Origin of the sequence: Paractinoplanes rishiriensis (assembly GCF_016862375.1) — a bacterium.
Lineage (GTDB): Bacteria > Actinomycetota > Actinomycetes > Mycobacteriales > Micromonosporaceae > Actinoplanes > Actinoplanes rishiriensis.
In genome coordinates this window covers 1-17,123 of sequence record NZ_BOMV01000102.1, presented here as the reverse complement: position 1 = coordinate 17,123, position 17,123 = coordinate 1, and the positions used below count along the sequence as shown (strand labels likewise).

15 protein-coding genes are annotated in these 17,123 nt (G+C 65.3%); 5 read left to right on the top strand and 10 right to left on the bottom strand.

The window, feature by feature from the left end:
* Positions 1–70 precede the first annotated feature (70 nt).
* The 3 genes from Ari01nite_RS44015 (at position 71) to Ari01nite_RS44005 (ending at position 2,937) form a co-directional block, all read left to right on the top strand.
* Positions 71–1,168 carry a serine hydrolase domain-containing protein gene (locus tag Ari01nite_RS44015; protein WP_203790067.1) on the top strand — a complete coding sequence of 366 codons (1,098 nt, stop codon included), beginning with the start codon at positions 71–73 and terminating at the stop codon, positions 1,166–1,168.
* A 62-nt stretch (positions 1,169–1,230) separates the two neighbouring features.
* Complete coding sequence (locus Ari01nite_RS44010) at positions 1,231–1,743, top strand: hypothetical protein (RefSeq protein WP_203790065.1); 513 nt, start codon at positions 1,231–1,233, stop codon at positions 1,741–1,743.
* An 84-nt stretch (positions 1,744–1,827) separates the two neighbouring features.
* The gene (locus tag Ari01nite_RS44005) at positions 1,828–2,937 is read left to right on the top strand and encodes a sensor histidine kinase (RefSeq protein WP_239163533.1); all 1,110 of its coding nucleotides are present in this window, start codon (positions 1,828–1,830) and stop codon (positions 2,935–2,937) included.
* Positions 2,938–4,313: 1,376 nt separating this feature from the next.
* Here Ari01nite_RS44005 and Ari01nite_RS44000 read toward each other — a convergent pair.
* Together Ari01nite_RS44000 and Ari01nite_RS43995 are read right to left on the bottom strand one after the other, a co-directional pair.
* Positions 4,314–5,234 (bottom strand): serine hydrolase domain-containing protein, encoded by a 921-nt coding sequence (locus Ari01nite_RS44000; RefSeq protein WP_239163541.1) that lies wholly within the window; start codon positions 5,232–5,234, stop codon positions 4,314–4,316.
* A gap of 115 nt (positions 5,235–5,349) precedes the next feature.
* Positions 5,350–5,583: a hypothetical protein gene (locus tag Ari01nite_RS43995; RefSeq protein WP_203790061.1), complete on the bottom strand. Its 234-nt coding sequence runs from the start codon at positions 5,581–5,583 to the stop codon at positions 5,350–5,352.
* A 569-nt stretch (positions 5,584–6,152) separates the two neighbouring features.
* On the opposite strand from Ari01nite_RS43995, the gene Ari01nite_RS43990 reads away from it, so the two are divergent.
* Positions 6,153–6,935: a class I SAM-dependent methyltransferase gene (locus Ari01nite_RS43990; RefSeq protein ID WP_203790059.1), complete on the top strand. Its 783-nt coding sequence runs from the start codon at positions 6,153–6,155 to the stop codon at positions 6,933–6,935.
* Positions 6,936–6,979: 44 nt separating this feature from the next.
* On the opposite strand, the gene Ari01nite_RS43985 is transcribed toward Ari01nite_RS43990, so the two are convergent.
* From Ari01nite_RS43985 to Ari01nite_RS43960, 6 genes are all read right to left on the bottom strand, one after another.
* Positions 6,980–7,615 carry a dTDP-4-dehydrorhamnose 3,5-epimerase family protein gene (locus Ari01nite_RS43985; protein ID WP_203790057.1) on the bottom strand — a complete coding sequence of 212 codons (636 nt, stop codon included), beginning with the start codon at positions 7,613–7,615 and terminating at the stop codon, positions 6,980–6,982.
* Positions 7,616–7,624: 9 nt separating this feature from the next.
* On the bottom strand, positions 7,625–8,800 hold the full coding sequence (locus Ari01nite_RS43980) for an ATP-grasp domain-containing protein (protein WP_203790056.1): 1,176 nt from the start codon (positions 8,798–8,800) through the stop codon (positions 7,625–7,627).
* A 65-nt stretch (positions 8,801–8,865) separates the two neighbouring features.
* Complete coding sequence (locus Ari01nite_RS43975; RefSeq protein WP_203790054.1) at positions 8,866–9,543, bottom strand: TauD/TfdA dioxygenase family protein; 678 nt, start codon at positions 9,541–9,543, stop codon at positions 8,866–8,868.
* A gap of 112 nt (positions 9,544–9,655) precedes the next feature.
* A complete protein-coding gene (locus Ari01nite_RS43970) occupies positions 9,656–10,915 on the bottom strand; it encodes an ATP-grasp domain-containing protein (protein ID WP_203790052.1) in 1,260 nt (419 codons plus the stop codon).
* Between the two features lie 63 nt (positions 10,916–10,978).
* Positions 10,979–12,220 carry an MFS transporter gene (locus Ari01nite_RS43965; RefSeq protein WP_203790050.1) on the bottom strand — a complete coding sequence of 414 codons (1,242 nt, stop codon included), beginning with the start codon at positions 12,218–12,220 and terminating at the stop codon, positions 10,979–10,981.
* 210 nt (positions 12,221–12,430) lie between these two features.
* The gene (locus Ari01nite_RS43960) at positions 12,431–13,591 is read right to left on the bottom strand and encodes a cytochrome P450 (RefSeq protein WP_203790048.1); all 1,161 of its coding nucleotides are present in this window, start codon (positions 13,589–13,591) and stop codon (positions 12,431–12,433) included.
* A 985-nt stretch (positions 13,592–14,576) separates the two neighbouring features.
* Between Ari01nite_RS43960 and Ari01nite_RS43955 the strand changes: the two genes are divergently transcribed.
* Complete coding sequence (locus Ari01nite_RS43955; protein ID WP_203790046.1) at positions 14,577–14,918, top strand: histone-like nucleoid-structuring protein Lsr2; 342 nt, start codon at positions 14,577–14,579, stop codon at positions 14,916–14,918.
* A 408-nt stretch (positions 14,919–15,326) separates the two neighbouring features.
* Here Ari01nite_RS43955 and Ari01nite_RS43950 read toward each other — a convergent pair whose 3' ends face one another.
* Positions 15,327–16,241 (bottom strand): hypothetical protein, encoded by a 915-nt coding sequence (locus Ari01nite_RS43950; RefSeq protein ID WP_203790044.1) that lies wholly within the window; start codon positions 16,239–16,241, stop codon positions 15,327–15,329.
* Between the two features lie 234 nt (positions 16,242–16,475).
* A partial coding sequence (locus Ari01nite_RS43945) for a chloramphenicol phosphotransferase CPT family protein (RefSeq protein WP_203790042.1) occupies positions 16,476–17,123 on the bottom strand: 648 nt, incomplete at its 5' end.

The window sequence follows — 17,123 nt, the reverse complement described above, 5'->3', positions numbered from 1 at the left end:
CGCTCCGGTCGCGATACGTTTTCCGACGGCGCCGGTCTGTCCTGGCGATGGTAGTGAGTGAGGAGCACGGATGACGGATCTGCAGCGGGCGGTGCAGGACGCGATAGACGCCCAGGTGGCTGACGGCCGGGAAACCGGCGTGCAGGTGGCCGTGTACCGGGGCGGCGAGCTGGTGGTGGACGCGGTGGCCGGGCTGGCCGACCCGGAGACCGGCCGCCCGGTGCGGGCCGGCACGCCGTTCTACGCCTGGTCGATGGGCAAGGCGATCACCTCGACGATCGTGCACCGGCTGGTCGAGCGGGGTCTTTTCGGCTACGACACCACGATTGCGTCGCTGTGGCCGGAGTTCGGCATCAAGGGCAAAGACGCGGTGACCGTACGCCACGTGCTGCACCACACCGCCGGGGTGCCCGGGATCGGCACCGAGACGACCGCCGCGGACCTCTGCGACTGGGACCTGATCTGCGGCCGGATCGCGGACAGCGAGCTGTGGTGGGAGCCCGGCACGCAGACCGGCTACCACTCGTACACGTTCGGATATCTGCTCGGCGAGGTCTGCCGCCGGGCCACCGGCACGCCGATCGGCGAGCTGGTGCACACCGAGGTCGCCGAGCCGATCGGGATGCGCGGCGAGCTGTGGTTCAGTGTGCCGCCGGCCGAGCAGCACCGGCTCGCCCGGCTGGTGGACGACCCGGCGACCGATTCCGACCAGCCCCCGGCGCTGCCGCCGGACTCGCCGATCGCCCGGTCGGCCGCGTTCGAGGTGTGGCCCTCCGCAGCGCTCGGCAACCGGCCCGACGTGCTGGCCGCGGACATCCCGGCCACCGGCAAGATGACCGCGCGCGCGGTCAGCCGGATGTACGCGGCGCTGGTCGGCGAGGTCGGCGGGGTGCGCCTGCTGCGCCCCGAGACGATGCGCACGGTGCTGGCCGACCGGTTCGAAGGCACCGACCAGATCTTCGGCAACGAGGCGGCCTGGTGCCTCGGCTTCGCCCTCGGCCGGCTCGGCGGCTCGCCCGCGGACGGCACGTTCGGCTTCGGCGGCGGGGGCGGCTCGTTCGGGTACGCGGACCCGGCCGCCGGCCTGGCGATGGCGTACGTGAAAAACCGTCAGACCGACGATTTCGCCGACGCTGAGGAGATCGTCCGCCTGGTGGCGAACGGTTAACGGACGCTTAGGTTTTCCAGCGGGTGTGGGCTGGGAGCGCTCCCGACTGATAAATCCCATGCATGACTGAGATCCGCGCGGGCGCCGGGCGCGCCCGGATCGTGCTCCCCGACGAGCTCGATCCGCACCGGGTACGGGTGTTGGTGCTGGACGACGGCGTCGAGCCGCTGACCGTCGCCGCGGTGGACCGGTCACTGCCACCCCAGTGCCACGCCGGCATCTGCCGGGTGCTGGCACACGTCACCCACGTCCCGGAGGGGCGGGTGCTGCTCTGCGTCGGGCCGCCGGCCGCGGCCGGCGGCCCGCTGGTGGCCAGCGAGGCCGTCCAGCACGCGATCGAGGACGCGGTGGCCTGGGCGGCGTTCGCGGCCCGCAGCACATGCCGCCCGGCCCGGCTCGGCGGCACGACCGGCCCGATCCAGGTGGATGACGCCGAGGGCCGCCCCATCGCGTTGCTCACGTCGGTGGACGGCGCGCCGGCGCCGGATGCGGTCGAGCGCGACGGCCTGGTGGCTCTCGCCCTCACGGCCGGGGTGACGGCGAGGCTGGCCGACCTGGTGGACGCCCCGCATTAGCTCTCATATGGTTGTCAAGTAACAGCAACCGGACCTTTCAGACTTCTCGGCACCGGGCCGCGCGCCGCGGCCCGGCAGGCCGGCGTGCTCTTCCTGCTCGCCGGCCTGCTCGGCGTGGTGGGCGTGGCCCCCGACCCGGCGCGGGCCCGGAATCTGCTGATCGTCGCCGCCTGCGACTTCGTGATCGCGGCCGCGGGCCTGCTGCTCCCGTGGGGCCGCACCCGCCCCGAGGCGCCGGCCCTGCTCGGGCTGGCCGGCTTCGCCGTACTCGGCCTGTCGACCTGGTCGTTCGGCGGGGTGGCGGCCGGGACCGGGCCGTTCCTGGTGCTGCTGTACGCCTGGGCGGGCCTGCACTTCCCGCGCTGGGTGCTCTTTGGATACCTGGTGCCGGCCTTCCTGTCGTACGTGATCCCCTTGGTTTTGACCCACCAGTCGCCGTTGGTGCTCAGCAGCGCCTTCGTCCTCATGCCGGTGGCGATCGTGGTCGCCCTGCTGATCGAGGCGCAGGCCCGGCACCTGCGCGACGACCGGGAGCGGCTGGCCCGGATCGAGCAGTGGCGGGCCGCCATGGTCAACACCCTGGCGCACGACGTCCGCTCGCCGCTGAGCACCGTGCGCATCGTGCTGGAGGAGTTCCAGGAGCAGGCCACCGGCGAGGCCGCCCGGATGGCCGACGCGGCGCTGCGCCAGACGGCCCGCATCTCCCGGCTGGCCGAGGGCCTGCTCGACCTGCAGCGCATCGACAGCTCCGGCCAGCTCAAGCTCGACCTGGCCGAACACCCGGCGCGCGCCCTGATCGGCGAGATCCTCCTGCTGTTGAACCTGGACGTCGAGCTGACGATCGAGGTGGACGACGACCTGGTGCTGCTGGTCGACCGCCAGCGCTTCGAACAAATTCTGATCAACCTGGTGACCAATGCGGCCCGCTACGGGCGCGGGCCGGTGGTGGTGTCGCTGACCCGCGACGGCGCCCGCAACCGGCTCGAGGTACGCGACCACGGCCCGGGCATCCCGGACCACCTGAGGCCGCGGCTGTTCGGCCAGTTCGCGGTCGGCGGCCCGGAGGGCGTCGGCCTGGGCCTGTGGATCGTCCGTCAGCTGGCGGCGGCCCACGGCGGCATGGCGACGGCCGAGGCCCGCGACCCCGGCGTCGCGATGGTGGTCACCTTCCCGGCTACCGGGCCCGAGGCCTGACCCGGCTGCCGGGGTCGACGGGCTTGGCTTGCTCGAAATCCGCATGACGCTGCCCGTTCGCCGCCGCCGACCCCTCATGCACCAGCTGTGGCCCGCTCTCCGCCAGGAGGACGGCATGGGGCTGGGCGCCGCCAACCTGCTTGTACGCGCTCGCGGATCCCGAGCCTGCTGCCCGAAGAGGTTCGGTCTCGTGGTGATGACGCCAGGTGCGTCATCACCACGGTCAAAGAAGGATCTGCATACTCGCGAGGCTCCGAGGTAGACAGCCGAGGCGGTCTGCGCGATCGGCGGCACTCAACCGAGCGAATCCGATTGCCGCACCTGCGGCGGCCCCCTGCAACTGAAACGGCTCTCGACGATGTTTCGTGAATAGCGAGAAACCGGAGTTCGCCAGCCCGTCCCGCGTCCCGGCCCGGTGGACGGTGCCGCTGCAGACGTGGTCCATCTGGCGAACTCTGATCCATCAAATACCCATACTGGGTTCTTGCCAAGGTTATGAGCGAGATTTCGTTGTGAGCGCCTTGTCGAGCCGAGGTGACCGATCAGCCAGCAGAGCTTGACTGCGGTTGGCGGCAGCGAAAAGAGCTGATGTCGCCACGAGGACGGCCGCCGCATGGCCCGGATCGCGAATTGCGACAGCCGCTCCAACCAGAAGGCCCGCCGTAAGGGTCACAAATTGCTCGCTCGGCCAAAGCAAACACACCCATCTGCGACCCGTAATAGCCAATGTAAACAATGCTCATCACCCCTGCATCGACAACCTGAAGAAGCAAGACCAGTTATTGGAGACCGAACGGTCTTCCGTGGAATCAACGTTCCTGTCGTCGACCGCTGCTCACTGTACGCACCGGACAGATTCCGCAACCCTCCTCCTTCGCCAGTTCGGTGACGCTCTGTGATAGGCAGCCCTTTTATTCGTGCCCAGTGGCGGCCAATGCCGTCGTGCCGACGGCGAGCGCGCCGGTAATGACCATTGACCCGTCTCGGCTACGCCTCGATCGAGATTGGCGACTCGGCGATTTGCGCGCAGCTGCCGATAACGCTCGCCTAATGCGCTAAGCGCAACCCACTTGTGGGAATGGTTGCCGATCTGGCATTACCGCGCCCATTCTGGGCACTCCATACATCCGGAGCTCAGTGGCTCGGATCGCAATGAGACTAGAGGTCGTGTGACTAGATGTTCGCTTAGGACGAATTGTACGGCTTTCCGGCTTCGATGAAGGGCCTTGGGGGCAACTGCTAATCATATACGCAGAGCAAATAAATGCCCTTTGTCCAGCATGGTGTTGTGTAGGTCAGCACACTGTGAGTGATCATCTCTCCGATCCGCGCGGCCCGACGTCCGACGCATTGTCATCGGCGTGTCCGCGTGCCACTCACGATGTCAAGAGCGTATAGATCATGATGTTGGCCAGCAGAGTCGAACGGTCGCTGTCGTCGTCCAACGCGACCACGACGAGGCTGGCGTCCTTTCCGGGGATGCTCACGAGTTGGGTCGTCACTCCAGGCCAACCACCGCTGTGCCGGTAGAGCCGGTGACCGCGGTAGCTTCCGACAACGACGCCCCACGCGTAGTCGAGCGGTGTGCCGTCCTCCAGGTGTCCCGGTGTGTGCAGGATTTCGGAGATGCCGAGGTGGTCGACGAGCAGCGAACGGTTCCAGCGCAGCAGGTCTCGCGCTGTGGACCAGACCCCGCCGTCGCCGAGGGATAGCGGGGCGGGATGGTTCGGGTCGAGCGGTGTGGCGCCGGGCGGATGCGGCGCCGGGCCGGTCCAATACCGCGTGCTGTTCATGCCGAGCCGCTCGAAAACGTGCTGCTGGGCGAATTCCGGCAGGGGCTGGCCGGCGGCGCGTGAGACCACGACCGCCAGGCAGACGTAGCCGGCGTTGCAGTATTCGTATGCGGTTCCCGGCGTGCGGTCGAGTTGGTCGCGTCGGACCAGGGCGCGGACCACGCTGTCGGTGGTGCGGACAGCGTCGTTGCGGAGAACGTCGTCGATGTGTACGCCCTGCGGCAGTCCGCTGGTGTGGTGGATCAGATGGCGCACCCGCACCGTGCGGGACCAGGGTGGCAACTCGGGCATCCACTGCGCGAGGACGTCGTCGGTATCGAGGCGTCCCTGCCTGACCAGTAGCGCAGCGCAAGCGGCCGTGATCTGTTTCGACAGCGAAGCGGTGTAGACGCACTTGTCCGCGGTCAGCCCTGCGCCGCCGTGGAAGACCGGATCAGCCACCTGCGCGCCGGCTACGACCGCAGCGGCGCTGTGGTATCCGGCCGCCTGGACAGACCCCTGCACGTCGATCAAACCGCAGCCCCCGCTCCATCGACACCTGCCAGATCGACGCAGGCTACCCGGGCGATGCCCCGGCCGCGTCACGCGAGCAGTACTGCTGCCCGCCGCGTCTGGAGCCTCACGATCCGAAGTCCGGGACGGATGCGATCTGGGGTTCGCGCAGGGCCGGCAGTGTGTGGTCGGTGATGCAGCCGGACGACTCCAGCAGGTCGCATGTGCTGATGGCGAAATGTGAGCCGCTGGGCGGGGCGTAGTAGAAGACCGCCCACTTCTTCGTAGGGACGATCTCGCCTGCGGTCCGGATGTGGCCGACCGCGGCGCGGTGCTGCGCCCGGCATCCGAACATCGGCACGACCCGAATCAAACCGCCAAACCGCCAATCACATTCCGTAACGAGCGGTTCGCGGCAAATGAGTGAGTTGATCTTGACGCTGCGGCAATGCGCTTTTGATGCTTAGTTGTACCGTCGGTGACGGGGGTTCGATGAGGGATGCGATTTGGTTCACAGCGCACCGAGCGGCTACGCGATCGAAGCCTCGCCCACGCGGGAAATATGACGTCCGTGAAATATCAAGTCCCGTACCGGCAACGGCCTGCCATCATGCCCCCTGCGCAACACCGCAATGGCTACCACCGGACAGCAGGGAGACCAACACCGCCCCGCGTCACCCGACAAGCCAACCGCCCTCCCCAACGCCTGTTCACAGGTGATCAACAGCGATCCGAGAATGCAACGATGCTCTCTGTGCCACCTTCTTATCGTGTCCTGCGTTCGGCCGATCGTCAATATGCGTGGGCAATATTACTTCCAAATCGGATCGATTGACTCTTATAGATCATCACGGTAGATTCTATTGATCGCCGGGCAGTGGAATGGGCGACTCAATTGTTAGTTTCGCTCGATAGAAGGAGTCGTAGACCGTGAGTGGTGAGCAAGAGCAGGCGGTCTCGAGCCGCGAGTCCGCTGTCCGTCGGAGACTGACCGAATTGCTATTGAACAATCCTATCGGAGATGAGGATCTGCTCGACAACCTCGGCCTCTTTCTGCGCCGCCGTCCCATGATCGATTTTCTATCGATGGACACCTTGTACCGCATGGTGTTACCGGTACCCGGGACGATCATGGAGTTCGGCGTCCTGCACGGGCGGCATCTCGGCATGCTCACAACGCTCCGCAGCATTTACGAGCCATATTCGCAGCATCGGCCGATCGTTGGCTTCGACACCTTCAGCGGTTTCCCGGACGTCGCCGAGGTGGATCGCACCAGCCCAACCGGCTTTGCCGGTAACCTCGCTCTTCCCGGCGGTTATGTTGACTATCTGCGCGAAGTGCTGGACGTTCATCAGGGCGAGCGTGCGGTGGGCCATCAATCGCCTACTGTCGTCATCGACGGCGACGTACGGAATACATTGCCCCGCTACCTTTCGGAAAATCCGCACACGGTCATCGCACTCGCCCTGTTCGACGTTGACCTGTACGAGCCGACTCGGTCCGCTATCGCCGCGATCCAGCCGTATCTCACCGAGGGAAGTATCCTCGCATTTGACGAATTAAATCACCGTGATTGGCCGGGTGAGACGGCCGCGGTGCGGGACAGTTTGGGCCTCGACCGGGGGGCATTGCGATTCGTTCTTCCTGGTTTGATAAATACCAGTTATCTTCGTTGGCCGGCGGGCAGAGGTCAGCGCAATACGGTCAATTGATAAGATCGGCGAACGGTTTCCGAGGCGCGTCGGCCGGACCCTGATCAGCCCTCTCGTAAGTGCGTTAGATAATTGTTTCCCCCGCCTGACAGGACCGACGCCAGGGAGGGCAGGATCCCGTGTTTGAGCGCCTCGGACAGCATTGGCGCGGCGCGATCCTTGCGTCCGATGACATAGTCGAGTTCGCTCCCGTCACGGCTGACTGTCGGCCAGCCGATGTCGAGGTCAGGGTCGAGCGGATTGATCCGGTGCTCTCTGCCCTCGACGTACGGCTGGCTGCACACGTACACAAGCGTCGAGTGGTCCTCAAGGCTGATGTAGCCGTGCCCTAGGCCTTCGCTCAGGTAGACGGCGCTTCTCGTGCGATCGTCAAGCAGCGTGCCCACCCACGCCCCGAACGTGGGCGAGCCGACGCGTAGGTCGACCGCCACGTCCCAGACCGAACCCACGACACAAGTGATGTACTTAGCCTGACCGGGGGGCACGTCACCGAAGTGGACCCCGCGCACGGTGCCGGCGTGAGCCACCGAGACATTGAGGTGGCCGAGGTCGAGCCGATGTCCCACGACCTCTGCGAATTCGGGAGCGCTGTACGGCTCCACAAACGCACCCGCAGCCCATGTGTGCACCTCAGGCGTAAATACCCAGGCGCCGACAATACCAAGCTCGCACACCTTCATCGGCACCCCTCAAACACGCTGGAGATCGTCGGACGGCTCCACTACGACTTCGACGTGTGACAGCAGCTCGTCGGCGCGCCGGTTGGCGGTCGCTTCGTCTGGGCCGACGACGATGAAGTATCCGATGCGGCATCCATTCGTCTCCGGCCCGTTAACAACGGCGCCGACGGGGCGGGTCAGCGCAGCCTGGGCTACTTCCTTGGCCGGTTCAGGCAAGTTGCGTACCTCCCGCAGCCGCCCGTGCCGAGGCGAGAGCAGCAGCCGTACGGTGGCGCAAGCCTGACGTGTGGGCGTCACATTCACGGAACGCCCCAGGGCGAGATCCACTGTTGCAGCCGGAATGCTGATGCCGCATGCCAGCTCCGTCAGCACCGCGATACGCCCGGCCCCGATACGTGCGGCGACTTCAAGCACGACACAGCGGCCGTCGGGTCGCAGTTTCACTTCGCTATGCGAGACACTATTGCGGATTCCCAATGCCTTGATTGCCTTGCTCACCTCTGCCAGCACCGCCCCGGACACGTTCGGTGGTAGCCGAGCCGGGATACTGTGGCCGATCTCGACACGGAACTGTCCCGCGGTGGTAATCTTCCGTGTGATGCACAGATGGTGAACGGTTCCGTCTTGCGTGATCGACTCGACACTGAACTCCTCGCCCTCGACGTATTCCTGCACAATTGTTCGTGTGTCCAGGGGGATGCCATAGGCGTCGTCCTGCGTTCGTACGCGGTCGAAGGCTTCCGCCAACTGGCTGGGATCCTCGACGATGCTGACGGCCTTGGAGCCTGCGTTCTCGGCCGGCTTGACCACCACGGGCATCGAAAGGACGCTGTCACGAAGCAGCTGCTCCACCTCGGACTCTTTCGTCACAATGAAGGTAATGGGTATCGGTACCCCACAGGCACGGAACCGCTCCGCCATGATGATCTTGCTGCGTGGCGCTGTCGCCAGACCCGGATCGTTGCCCGGAAAACCAAGCATGGCGCATGCACGCGTGACGATCGGCGTCAGAAACTCGTTGGCCGTTGTGATTCCCTCCAAGGCATTTGCCCGGGCGTAATCGATGATCCGATCGCAGGCCGCTTCGACATCCCCGAAGTCGACGTGGGTGATATCGACGAAGGGCTGGGCCGGCTGCGCGGCGGGTTGGCCGCGGTGGCGGACGGCGAAGACTTCGTGGCCCATGTCAACCGCACCCCTCACGAGGTCCTCGCTGTCGACGCCGGTGGGCTCCAGTACCAATAGCCGACTCATATCGTCCCCTTAGCGACGTCGCTCGAGTAGCTGATCTGGACGCGTTTGAGATGCCGTCGAGGGTCCTCAAAAGCAGTGCGCGAGTGCAGAAGCCGCCAATTGTCCCAGTGCAGCAGATCATTGCGCTGATACCTGATCGCGAGATGTGCGGACTCGAACATCTCAGTGGTTCTGTTCAAAAAGGCTGACACGGCTGCGTTGACGCCGTCCAGATCGACGTTATTAGAGGAGAACCGAAGGACTGTCAGTCCATCCACGGAGGTCAGCATAGGATGGCTCGCGTGTTGATCTAGGCCCCGCCGCCGCAACCCAGCGCTGCCGTGGAAGGCAAGTCTTTGAGTACGCAGCACATGCCGAGTCTGTTCGCTGAGCCCCGCCAGCACCGGGGCCGTGTCCATCAGCGTCGTCTCGCCCCCTTCGCCCGCGGGCGGAGTGACACACCACAGAGCAAGGTAGCGGGGAGGGAGCCCGGCGAACTCGTAGCCCTCGGTGTGTGGCAGAAGCGGGCGCCTGTTGCCACCGTAGTAGACGTCGTCCATGCCGGCCTCCGGTGTGACGTCGTCAATCAGCTTGCCGGATGGGCCGGGACGGAACTCACCGAACCGGGATAGAAACGAGGCGTGGTCGAAATCCTCCGGCACGTCAACGGCATGCACATACCCGTTGTCCGTCAAGTACTTTGCATACAGTCGGCACAAAGAGTCGTTCAACTGCGAATCGGTGCTCCACTCCGCGAAAGACAGAGCACTCGTCGAAGTTGCTGCCATTCGTGCACCTCCTGTCCGTTCAGCTTGCTGGGATACACATCGTCTGAGTGGCTGGCTCGACTTCGAACGCAACGGCGTCGAGCAGCCGTGCCACGGTGGCCTCAAGTTCGGCTGGCGTCCGCTGGTGGGTGGCGAAATAGCCGACGCGATGCCATCCGTCGGTACAAACGGGGATCTCGTCGCCCGGAGCAACCTTGATGCGGTGCAAAAACACGGCCGGATCCGTGGCCAGCACCTCGACGCCATGGATGGCGACAACACGGCCCGATGGCGGATGGAACCATCGAGCCGTGGCAATCGACGACGCGCCATTCGGCACCGCCGGGTCGAGCCCGGCAAGACTTCGCGATTGGGCGGCGTACATGTTAAAGCCGTCATACGAACGTGCGGCCAGCTCGGCGGTAAAAGCGCCTGGAACTCGGGCCGCGCTCTCGATCAGGAAGGGCACCCCATCGACAATCTTCCACTCAGAATGGATCATGCCATCCGCGACCTCAAGCGTCTTCACCAGCTGATGAGAAGCGGCGATAGCTGCCGTGTACTCCGCCGGGGGCAGCGGCGCGGGCACCGTGACGGCGAGAATCGGAAAGTACGGCCCACCGGCGGTCGCCATGAGTGTGACGTTGTCGAAGACAACCTCGCGGTTCCGAACCAGGTTCTCCACGGAGATCTGCTGACCCGCTAGGAAGTCCTCCGCCATATATTCGACCTGCCGGTCCCGGTTGGCCGCCGTGCGGCTCTCACCTGCTGTCGTGCACCGACGCCATGCGTCAGGTATCTGCGCGGCGTGATCGATGCGAACCACGCCGACTGACGCATGGCGGTTCGCCGGCTTGATCACGATCGCGCCTCCGCGATAGAAAGACATCACCTCTTCCACGTTCGAAACCTGCGCCCAGCGTGGTTGGCGGATGCATGTGTCGTCGAGTTGCCTGCGCAGCTGCAGTTTGTCGGTGCATGCCTGCGTTGCCTTACGGCCCGGCGAGCGTAATCCGAGCAACTCCGCCAGCGTCCAGGCTGCGTCCACGCCGTACTCCCAGGCCGGTACGACCGCATCGAACCCGACCTGGCGGTGCCAGGCCACAGCTGCGTCCCGATAGGCATCGCTCTGCTGGTACTGCGTCAGCAACAGCCCGTCATCGTGGACCTGCGCGTAAGCCTCAGGATCACGTTGATACAGGTCCTCTTCCTCCAGCACGTAGAGGGCCAGATCGTCGGCTTCGCGAAACATGTCAGCGTAGCCCTGATGCAGGCCCACCATAAGGATCTTCTTGGTCATCACCCGTCGCTTTCGATTGGTCGTGGTGTCGCGCGAAACTGCCGCATCTGACCTCGACGGCGCCTACCCGTGCCGGAGCCGGCGTACTGAAGGCGACAGCAGCGGCAGTAGGGTGGCTAGGAGGAAGACGAACCCGCCGACAAGGGCAACTCGCTCATTGCCGAACGCAATACCAGCCGGAGCCGCCACGATCATGCCGACCGGCACGCTGACGTAGGAGAAAAGGTCGTCATACGACGAAACCCGGGACAGCATCGCGTTGGGCACGTTCTCCTGCAATGTCGTCTCCCAAGCCGGAGCGAAGACGCCCGAGCCCATACCGGCGAGCACTGCGGCCGGGATGAGTGTCCACAGTCCCGTGTCCGTGCCCAACGCGATCAACGGCAATGATCCCAGCCCCAGACAGAGCTGACCGAACGTGATGAGTCGCCTGACTACGAGCTTGTACATCACCACACTCATCACCAGGACACCTACGGCTCGGGCGCTGAGTACCACGCCCCACGATGCGGCGCCGATAGTGCCGACGGCGATGATCGGGCCGAGAACGCTAAAGATCCCAGTACGCAGAAGGTTTGTGACGCTCAACGACGCTACGATCGCCCATACCCAGGTAAGCGACTTGAACTCGCGCCAACCGTCGCGTATGTCCGTCAGAACGCGCCGACCGCGGTCCATCGTCGTCGCAGGCAGGCTGAGTCGGCTCATACAGAAGGCGGCGACGAGGTAGGTCGCCGAGTCCGCCGCGATCGCCCAGCCGCCTCCGACTGTCACGAAGACGACGCCTGCGACGGTGGGGCCGAGAACGATGATGGCATTCCGGGCCGACCCCAGCAGTGAATTTGCCCGTCGCAGATCCTCCTCGGCAACGAGCTGTGGGACGATGCCACGCATGGCTGGCTGTGTGAATGCGGTAAGAGTCCCGTTCAGAAACTCCAGCGCGACGATCAAGCCCAAATTGTAATTGTCAGTAAGCAGGATGCAGGCGACCATGGCCTGGGTCGTGGCCGCGCCGAGATTTGCGATCCAGAGAACGGCGCTGCGCGAGAACCGATCGGCGACCGCGCCACCGACCAGCAAAAACGTCACTAGGGGGATGCTGCGTGCCGCAAGCACCCAGCCGAGGTCTAGCGTTTGGTCACTGTGCTCCAGCACGGAGAACGCCAACGCGACAGGCGCCATGGCGCTGCCTAGTAGCGACACCGTGATACCGGTGAAGTACCACCGGAAAGCAGGCTGCCGAAGCGGGTTACCGCGTGTGGATTCGCGCGAATCGGGACTCTGCCGGCTGGGGACGGTGGACATGCGACCTCGCTGCCTATAGATGTTGCACGCTCTGCGGCGGGTCGGACCCGCTATGAAACGAGTCCGACCCGTCGTTTACTATTTCATTCAGTGGTCGTAGCTCATGGTTGCCTCCTTCCGCGCGTTGGCACTCCACGGGACCTGGACCTTGGTCGACGACCGGCCACACAAGTCCCTCCGCTGAGGCCAGACGACGAGGCGCCGTCCGCATCAGTTTCGAAAAGTCACAGGCAGCACATCGATGCAGCGCACTGTGGCGGTCCGACGGCGCGTCGGCTCACCCGCGAGACGAAGCGTTGTCGGCGCGGCGTGCAGACCGACAATGAGCTCCCTGATCGCAATTCTCCCGAACAATGCGCCAACGCAGGAATGGGGGCCCCAGCCGAAGCCGAGGTGCTGGTTGGGCGAACGGTCTAGGACCAGCTCGTCGGGGGTTGCGAACTGCTCGGGATCACGGTTTGCGGCTGCCATCAGGGTGAGCACAAGCTGCCGAGGCTCGATGACCGTGTCACCGATCATCGTCCGCCTCGTCGCCACCCGAGTGGTGCCCTGTGCCGGTCCATCAAACCTGATCAGCTCGTCAACGCCTGTAGTCAGCAGCCGCTCGTCGCGTAGTTGCTCAAGCGCTCCAGGGCGGTGCAGGAAGGTACTCATGACATTTCCAGCAGTGGCGAAGACCGTGCCGTAGCTTGCGTTGAACATGACGCCAGTGGTGTTGCGGATGTAATAGTCGGGCACGTCCACCCGGGGCGCAGAACGGCGAACATCGTTAAGCAAACCGGGACGCTCAACATCGGCGAACCACCTGTCCACCAACTGATTCAGCTCGCGGCGAGCAGCGTCACCTAAGGCTGCGGCCTCAGGACGCAGCCCAGCGTCCATGCGCTGCGCGATCCCTTCGGAGATCGCGACATAGGCCTGCAGATCAGGCTCCTGCACACCGATGAGGTCAGCTGTGATGGTTAACGCAATGGGCGCGGCAATCTCGCTCATAAAGTCGAACACCTCGCGTTCGGCGAGTCGTTCGAAGATGGCCGCGATTTGCTGACGCGCACCGACGCCGATACCGTCGAGGTCGCGGCTGTGGAGAGAGTTCATGAGCAGGCTTCGCAGTGGTCCCTGTTCCGGGGGGTCCAGCGACTGAAGACTTTGTCGGAACTCGGGTATCTCCTCGCCGACCCGCCGCCGGTCCCGGGCAAACAGATCGTGGTCGCGCAGGACATTCCGGCAATCGCGATAGCGGGTCAGAATCCATGACTTCATCTGGGGATGCCAGAGAACCGGCGCCTTATCTCGCATTTCTGCATAGAGCGGATATGGATCCTCGAGAGTGGCGGGTTCGAGTGGATCATATAGCAATTCCTGTGTCATGGAACCTCCCCGTGCATGACAGATGGAATCAGTGTCGCTTCAGTGCAGCAACTGCAAGTGATTTCATCAACAGCCGATTCGCCTCACTCTCGGCCTCGTTACGGATGCCTCATCCCAGGCCATGAATGCCGCAGTTGGCATGTCACCGCATCAACGTTCCTCGACCCGTAGAGGTACATTGAAATCTTCTCCGCGTCCGCGCGGCGATTTCCGTCGGTTCGTACCGGTTAATGTTGTAGATCTATATCGATTCGATGTCAAGTGTCATCCATCGCCACTCTGAAGTTGATCGTTATTGTCATGACGATGGCTGCGGCCGAATGATCTTCCTGGGGGCTCGCTCTTCCTGGGCATTGGTGGCGCATGGCCGGCGTCCTAGCGGCTCTCCGGCAGCGCGAACGGCGGGAGAACGTGATTAACATCACGCCGATAGGTTCTGCGTTGGCGGCAGGTGATGCGGAGCTGACGGTCGCTCTGGTGTGCAGATCGATCGCTTGAGCTACCACCGAGGCGGCGGGATCAGCAGCACCTTGTCGTCCATGCCGTGTCCTTGATATGCGGTTGCCGTTGACAGACCCCCGCCCGCTACGTAGTTGTCGCGACCGCAGTCCGAGCGTGGGAGGACTCGGCGATGCCGGCAATCGACTAACCGCAGCGACGGCCAAATTGTCGTCAGAGGAGGTATCCATAGTAAGTTTCGTCGGCTGACTGCGCATTATCATCGGCATGTCCGTGCGGTTGCTGCCGGCGGCGGTCAACGGCGGGTGGCACTTCCGCGGCTGGCTCGATGTTGGCCTGCTGGTGTCTCGCACGGCGCCCGGCATCCCGGAAGCTTGATGTCGTGACGGTCTGTGAAACCGCGAGCCGGCGCCGGTAACGTGCCGGTGTGGCGTGGTCGGTGCGCTGAAACCGTCTGCCATTCGTGTCTATGGTTGGCCCAAAGGTAGTTGTGCGTAGTGGTGGGCGACATTCCGGGAGCGACAGTATGGCCAAGCAGGTAATCACGGTTATCACCGACGATCTCGACGGCGGTGACGCCGATCGGACCGTGGAGTTCGGATTCGATGGCGTGAATTACACCATCGACTTGTCGGAGAAGAACGCCGGCAAGCTCCGCAAGGCGCTCGACCCCTATCTGGCGGTGGCGACCCGTGTCGGCCGGACCGGCGGCACCGGCCGTACTGGTTCCCGTCCGGTGCAGCCGGCCAGGTCGAACCGGGACCAGAACCAGGCGATCCGGGAATGGGCGGTCAAGAACGGCTACGAGGTCTCCGAGCGTGGCCGGATCCCCACCACGATCGTCGAGGCCTTCCACGCGAAACGGTAACCCACCGGCCCGGTGCGAAGGAGCTGTCACATGTCGTGCCGGCCGATCGCGTGATCCTCGTCCGGGTGTAGTGACCCGGACAGTGCAGGAAGGCGGCCGGTCCGGCACCGTGCGAGGGCACCTTTTGGCCGTCGACCGCGCACTGGTGCCGCCAGTTTGTCGCCGAGGTCGACGGTGTGGCTGAACTCGTCGCCAGCCTGGAGTAGCCCCTGTTCGAGAAAACCCAGTTCTGGTACGAGGACGGCCCGCTGTTCGACGTGAAGCTGCCGACGGTGGGCGTGAAGGTCCGCGTGCTCAGCACGTAGGGCACCGCGATGCGGATCCGCATCTGCTGACCCGGCACGGTCGGTCGGCGGCGCCCCGGGGCCCTCAACCCCCGCGTCCCGTCGCCGTTTCACTCTCGCCGTCTCACTCGCCGGGCAACAGCGCCACACCGGCGCCCGCGAACACGGTGTTCGCGCCAGTCAGGAACAGTTTCGCCGTGGTCACGCCTAGGCGTCGCACGGTTCGGCCGTCGTCGAAGCCCCGGTGATCGCAGCCCGAGTAGCGCAGCACGACCTCGCCACCTGCGGCCAGCAGCACGACCACCTCGTCGCCATAGGAAGCCTCCGGCGCGCAGTTCTGCGGCTCGTCCGGGCCGCCGCCGACCGGCTCGACGCGGACCGCGGCCCACGCCCGCTGTGCCGCCGCGCCGTCCAGCCGCAACGAGGAGATGATCGACTCGCCCGCCACCAGCGGGTACCGGCACGCCGACACCGACGTGACCGCGTCCTCGGCGGGCGCCCGCACCGGCCGGTACCCGGGATGCTCCGTGATCGGATGCCGCACCGGGCAGCCGTGGTGATCGACGCCGTCGACTACCCGCACTGTGCCCGCGATCCGTCCCCGCAGTTCCGCCCCCACCTGCACGACCACCGCGACGCCGCGCAGCCGCACGGTCGTCCGGTCGCCGCGTCGCGTCACCCCGTCGGCAGGCTCGTCCAGTGCCCGCTCCAAGGACACCAGCGGCCCGGTGTCGTCGATGTCCACGCTCTCCGGGCACCCGGCCGCGGTGGCGAGCCCGGGGCGGCCCACCACAGGCGGTGAGCCGGCGTCCGCCCGCCGCTGCCCGACGCACCACTGGCCCAGCCGCTGGCTGCCATTGTCGTATCCGAACTCGGCGGGCACCCCCACCTCGATCCCGCCGTACGACTCCCACCGCCACCCCGCGGGCAGCGCAGCCGCGGACGGAACCGGCCCCGCGGCCGGCTCCCTGGCCAGCCCAGTGCACGCCGCCACCGACAGCGCCGCCACCAGCGCCACCACGATCCTTGCCGATCTCACCCGCCTAGTTTCGCCCGGCCCGCCAGTGTGATCCGGCATTCGCGCGATCCGGCCGCCCACCACGATCCGCGCATCGAGGAACATCCGCCGGTTCCGGCCGGCCCGGACTGCGCTCGCGCTCATCGGCTACTTGTCCGCGAGTCGAGCCGGCGAACCGGCATCACGCTCCGTAGCGGACGGATCGCGGCATGAGAGCGCACTCGATCTTGGCCTGGCGGAATGGTAAAGATGCGCTCAGGAATGGAGGCGGCTCCGGAGCCGGTCGAACGCTTTGGGGTACGACAGCGTGTCGAGTGCGTGCGCGATCGCTTTAGCGCAGTCGTCGGCGCTGGTGCTTGTGGTGTCCACGACGATGTCGGCCTCGCCGACTTCGTAGACCGCCGTCTGGGACCTGGCGAGCCCGGCCGGCCGGTCTCCGCGAGCGATCTCACGTCGGGCGAGTTCTTCCGGTGCGCAGCGGACCTCGGCCAGGGTGACGTCGTATCCGTCCAGCGTCTCGAGCAGGTCCGTCACGCGCCAGGGCTCGCTGAGCGGATAGTCCATGATCACGTCGTTGTCGGCGCTGGCGAGCGCAGCCACGGCCCGGTGGTAGCCGAGACGAGTCCGCCGGAGCATCTCGGTGATCTCCGCGTCGTCGAGCATCCGCGTGTGAACGGTGGAGCGCATGGCCCCGATCGCGTCAACGGGAACAAGGAACCACGGGTCAGGCAGCAGCGGCAGCAGCGCCCTGCCGATGCTGCTCTTGCCCGAGCTGGAGGCGCCGTTGAGCAGCAGGATTCGGCCCGTTCGCGCTGGCATCACCGCAAGACTGTAACGGCGACTCGCCTCGGTGCTGGGCCGACGTCGACCAACGGAACCGCGACCGTCCGTAGCGATCGGATA

What these genes read in the sequence shown, in the direction of transcription:
- Ari01nite_RS44010 (WP_203790065.1), top strand. Translation starts at nt 1,231, where the DNA reads ATGACTGAGATCCGCGCGGGCGCCGGGCGCGCCCGGATCGTGCTCCCC.
- Ari01nite_RS43980 (WP_203790056.1), bottom strand. Translation starts at nt 8,800, where the DNA reads ATGGGCCACGAAGTCTTCGCCGTCCGCCACCGCGGCCAACCCGCCGCG.
- Ari01nite_RS43960 (WP_203790048.1), bottom strand. Translation starts at nt 13,591, where the DNA reads ATGACACAGGAATTGCTATATGATCCACTCGAACCCGCCACTCTCGAG.
- Ari01nite_RS43985 (WP_203790057.1), bottom strand. Translation starts at nt 7,615, where the DNA reads ATGAAGGTGTGCGAGCTTGGTATTGTCGGCGCCTGGGTATTTACGCCT.
- Ari01nite_RS43955 (WP_203790046.1), top strand. Translation starts at nt 14,577, where the DNA reads ATGGCCAAGCAGGTAATCACGGTTATCACCGACGATCTCGACGGCGGT.
- Ari01nite_RS43965 (WP_203790050.1), bottom strand. Translation starts at nt 12,220, where the DNA reads ATGTCCACCGTCCCCAGCCGGCAGAGTCCCGATTCGCGCGAATCCACA.
- Ari01nite_RS44015 (WP_203790067.1), top strand. Translation starts at nt 71, where the DNA reads ATGACGGATCTGCAGCGGGCGGTGCAGGACGCGATAGACGCCCAGGTG.
- Ari01nite_RS43970 (WP_203790052.1), bottom strand. Translation starts at nt 10,915, where the DNA reads ATGACCAAGAAGATCCTTATGGTGGGCCTGCATCAGGGCTACGCTGAC.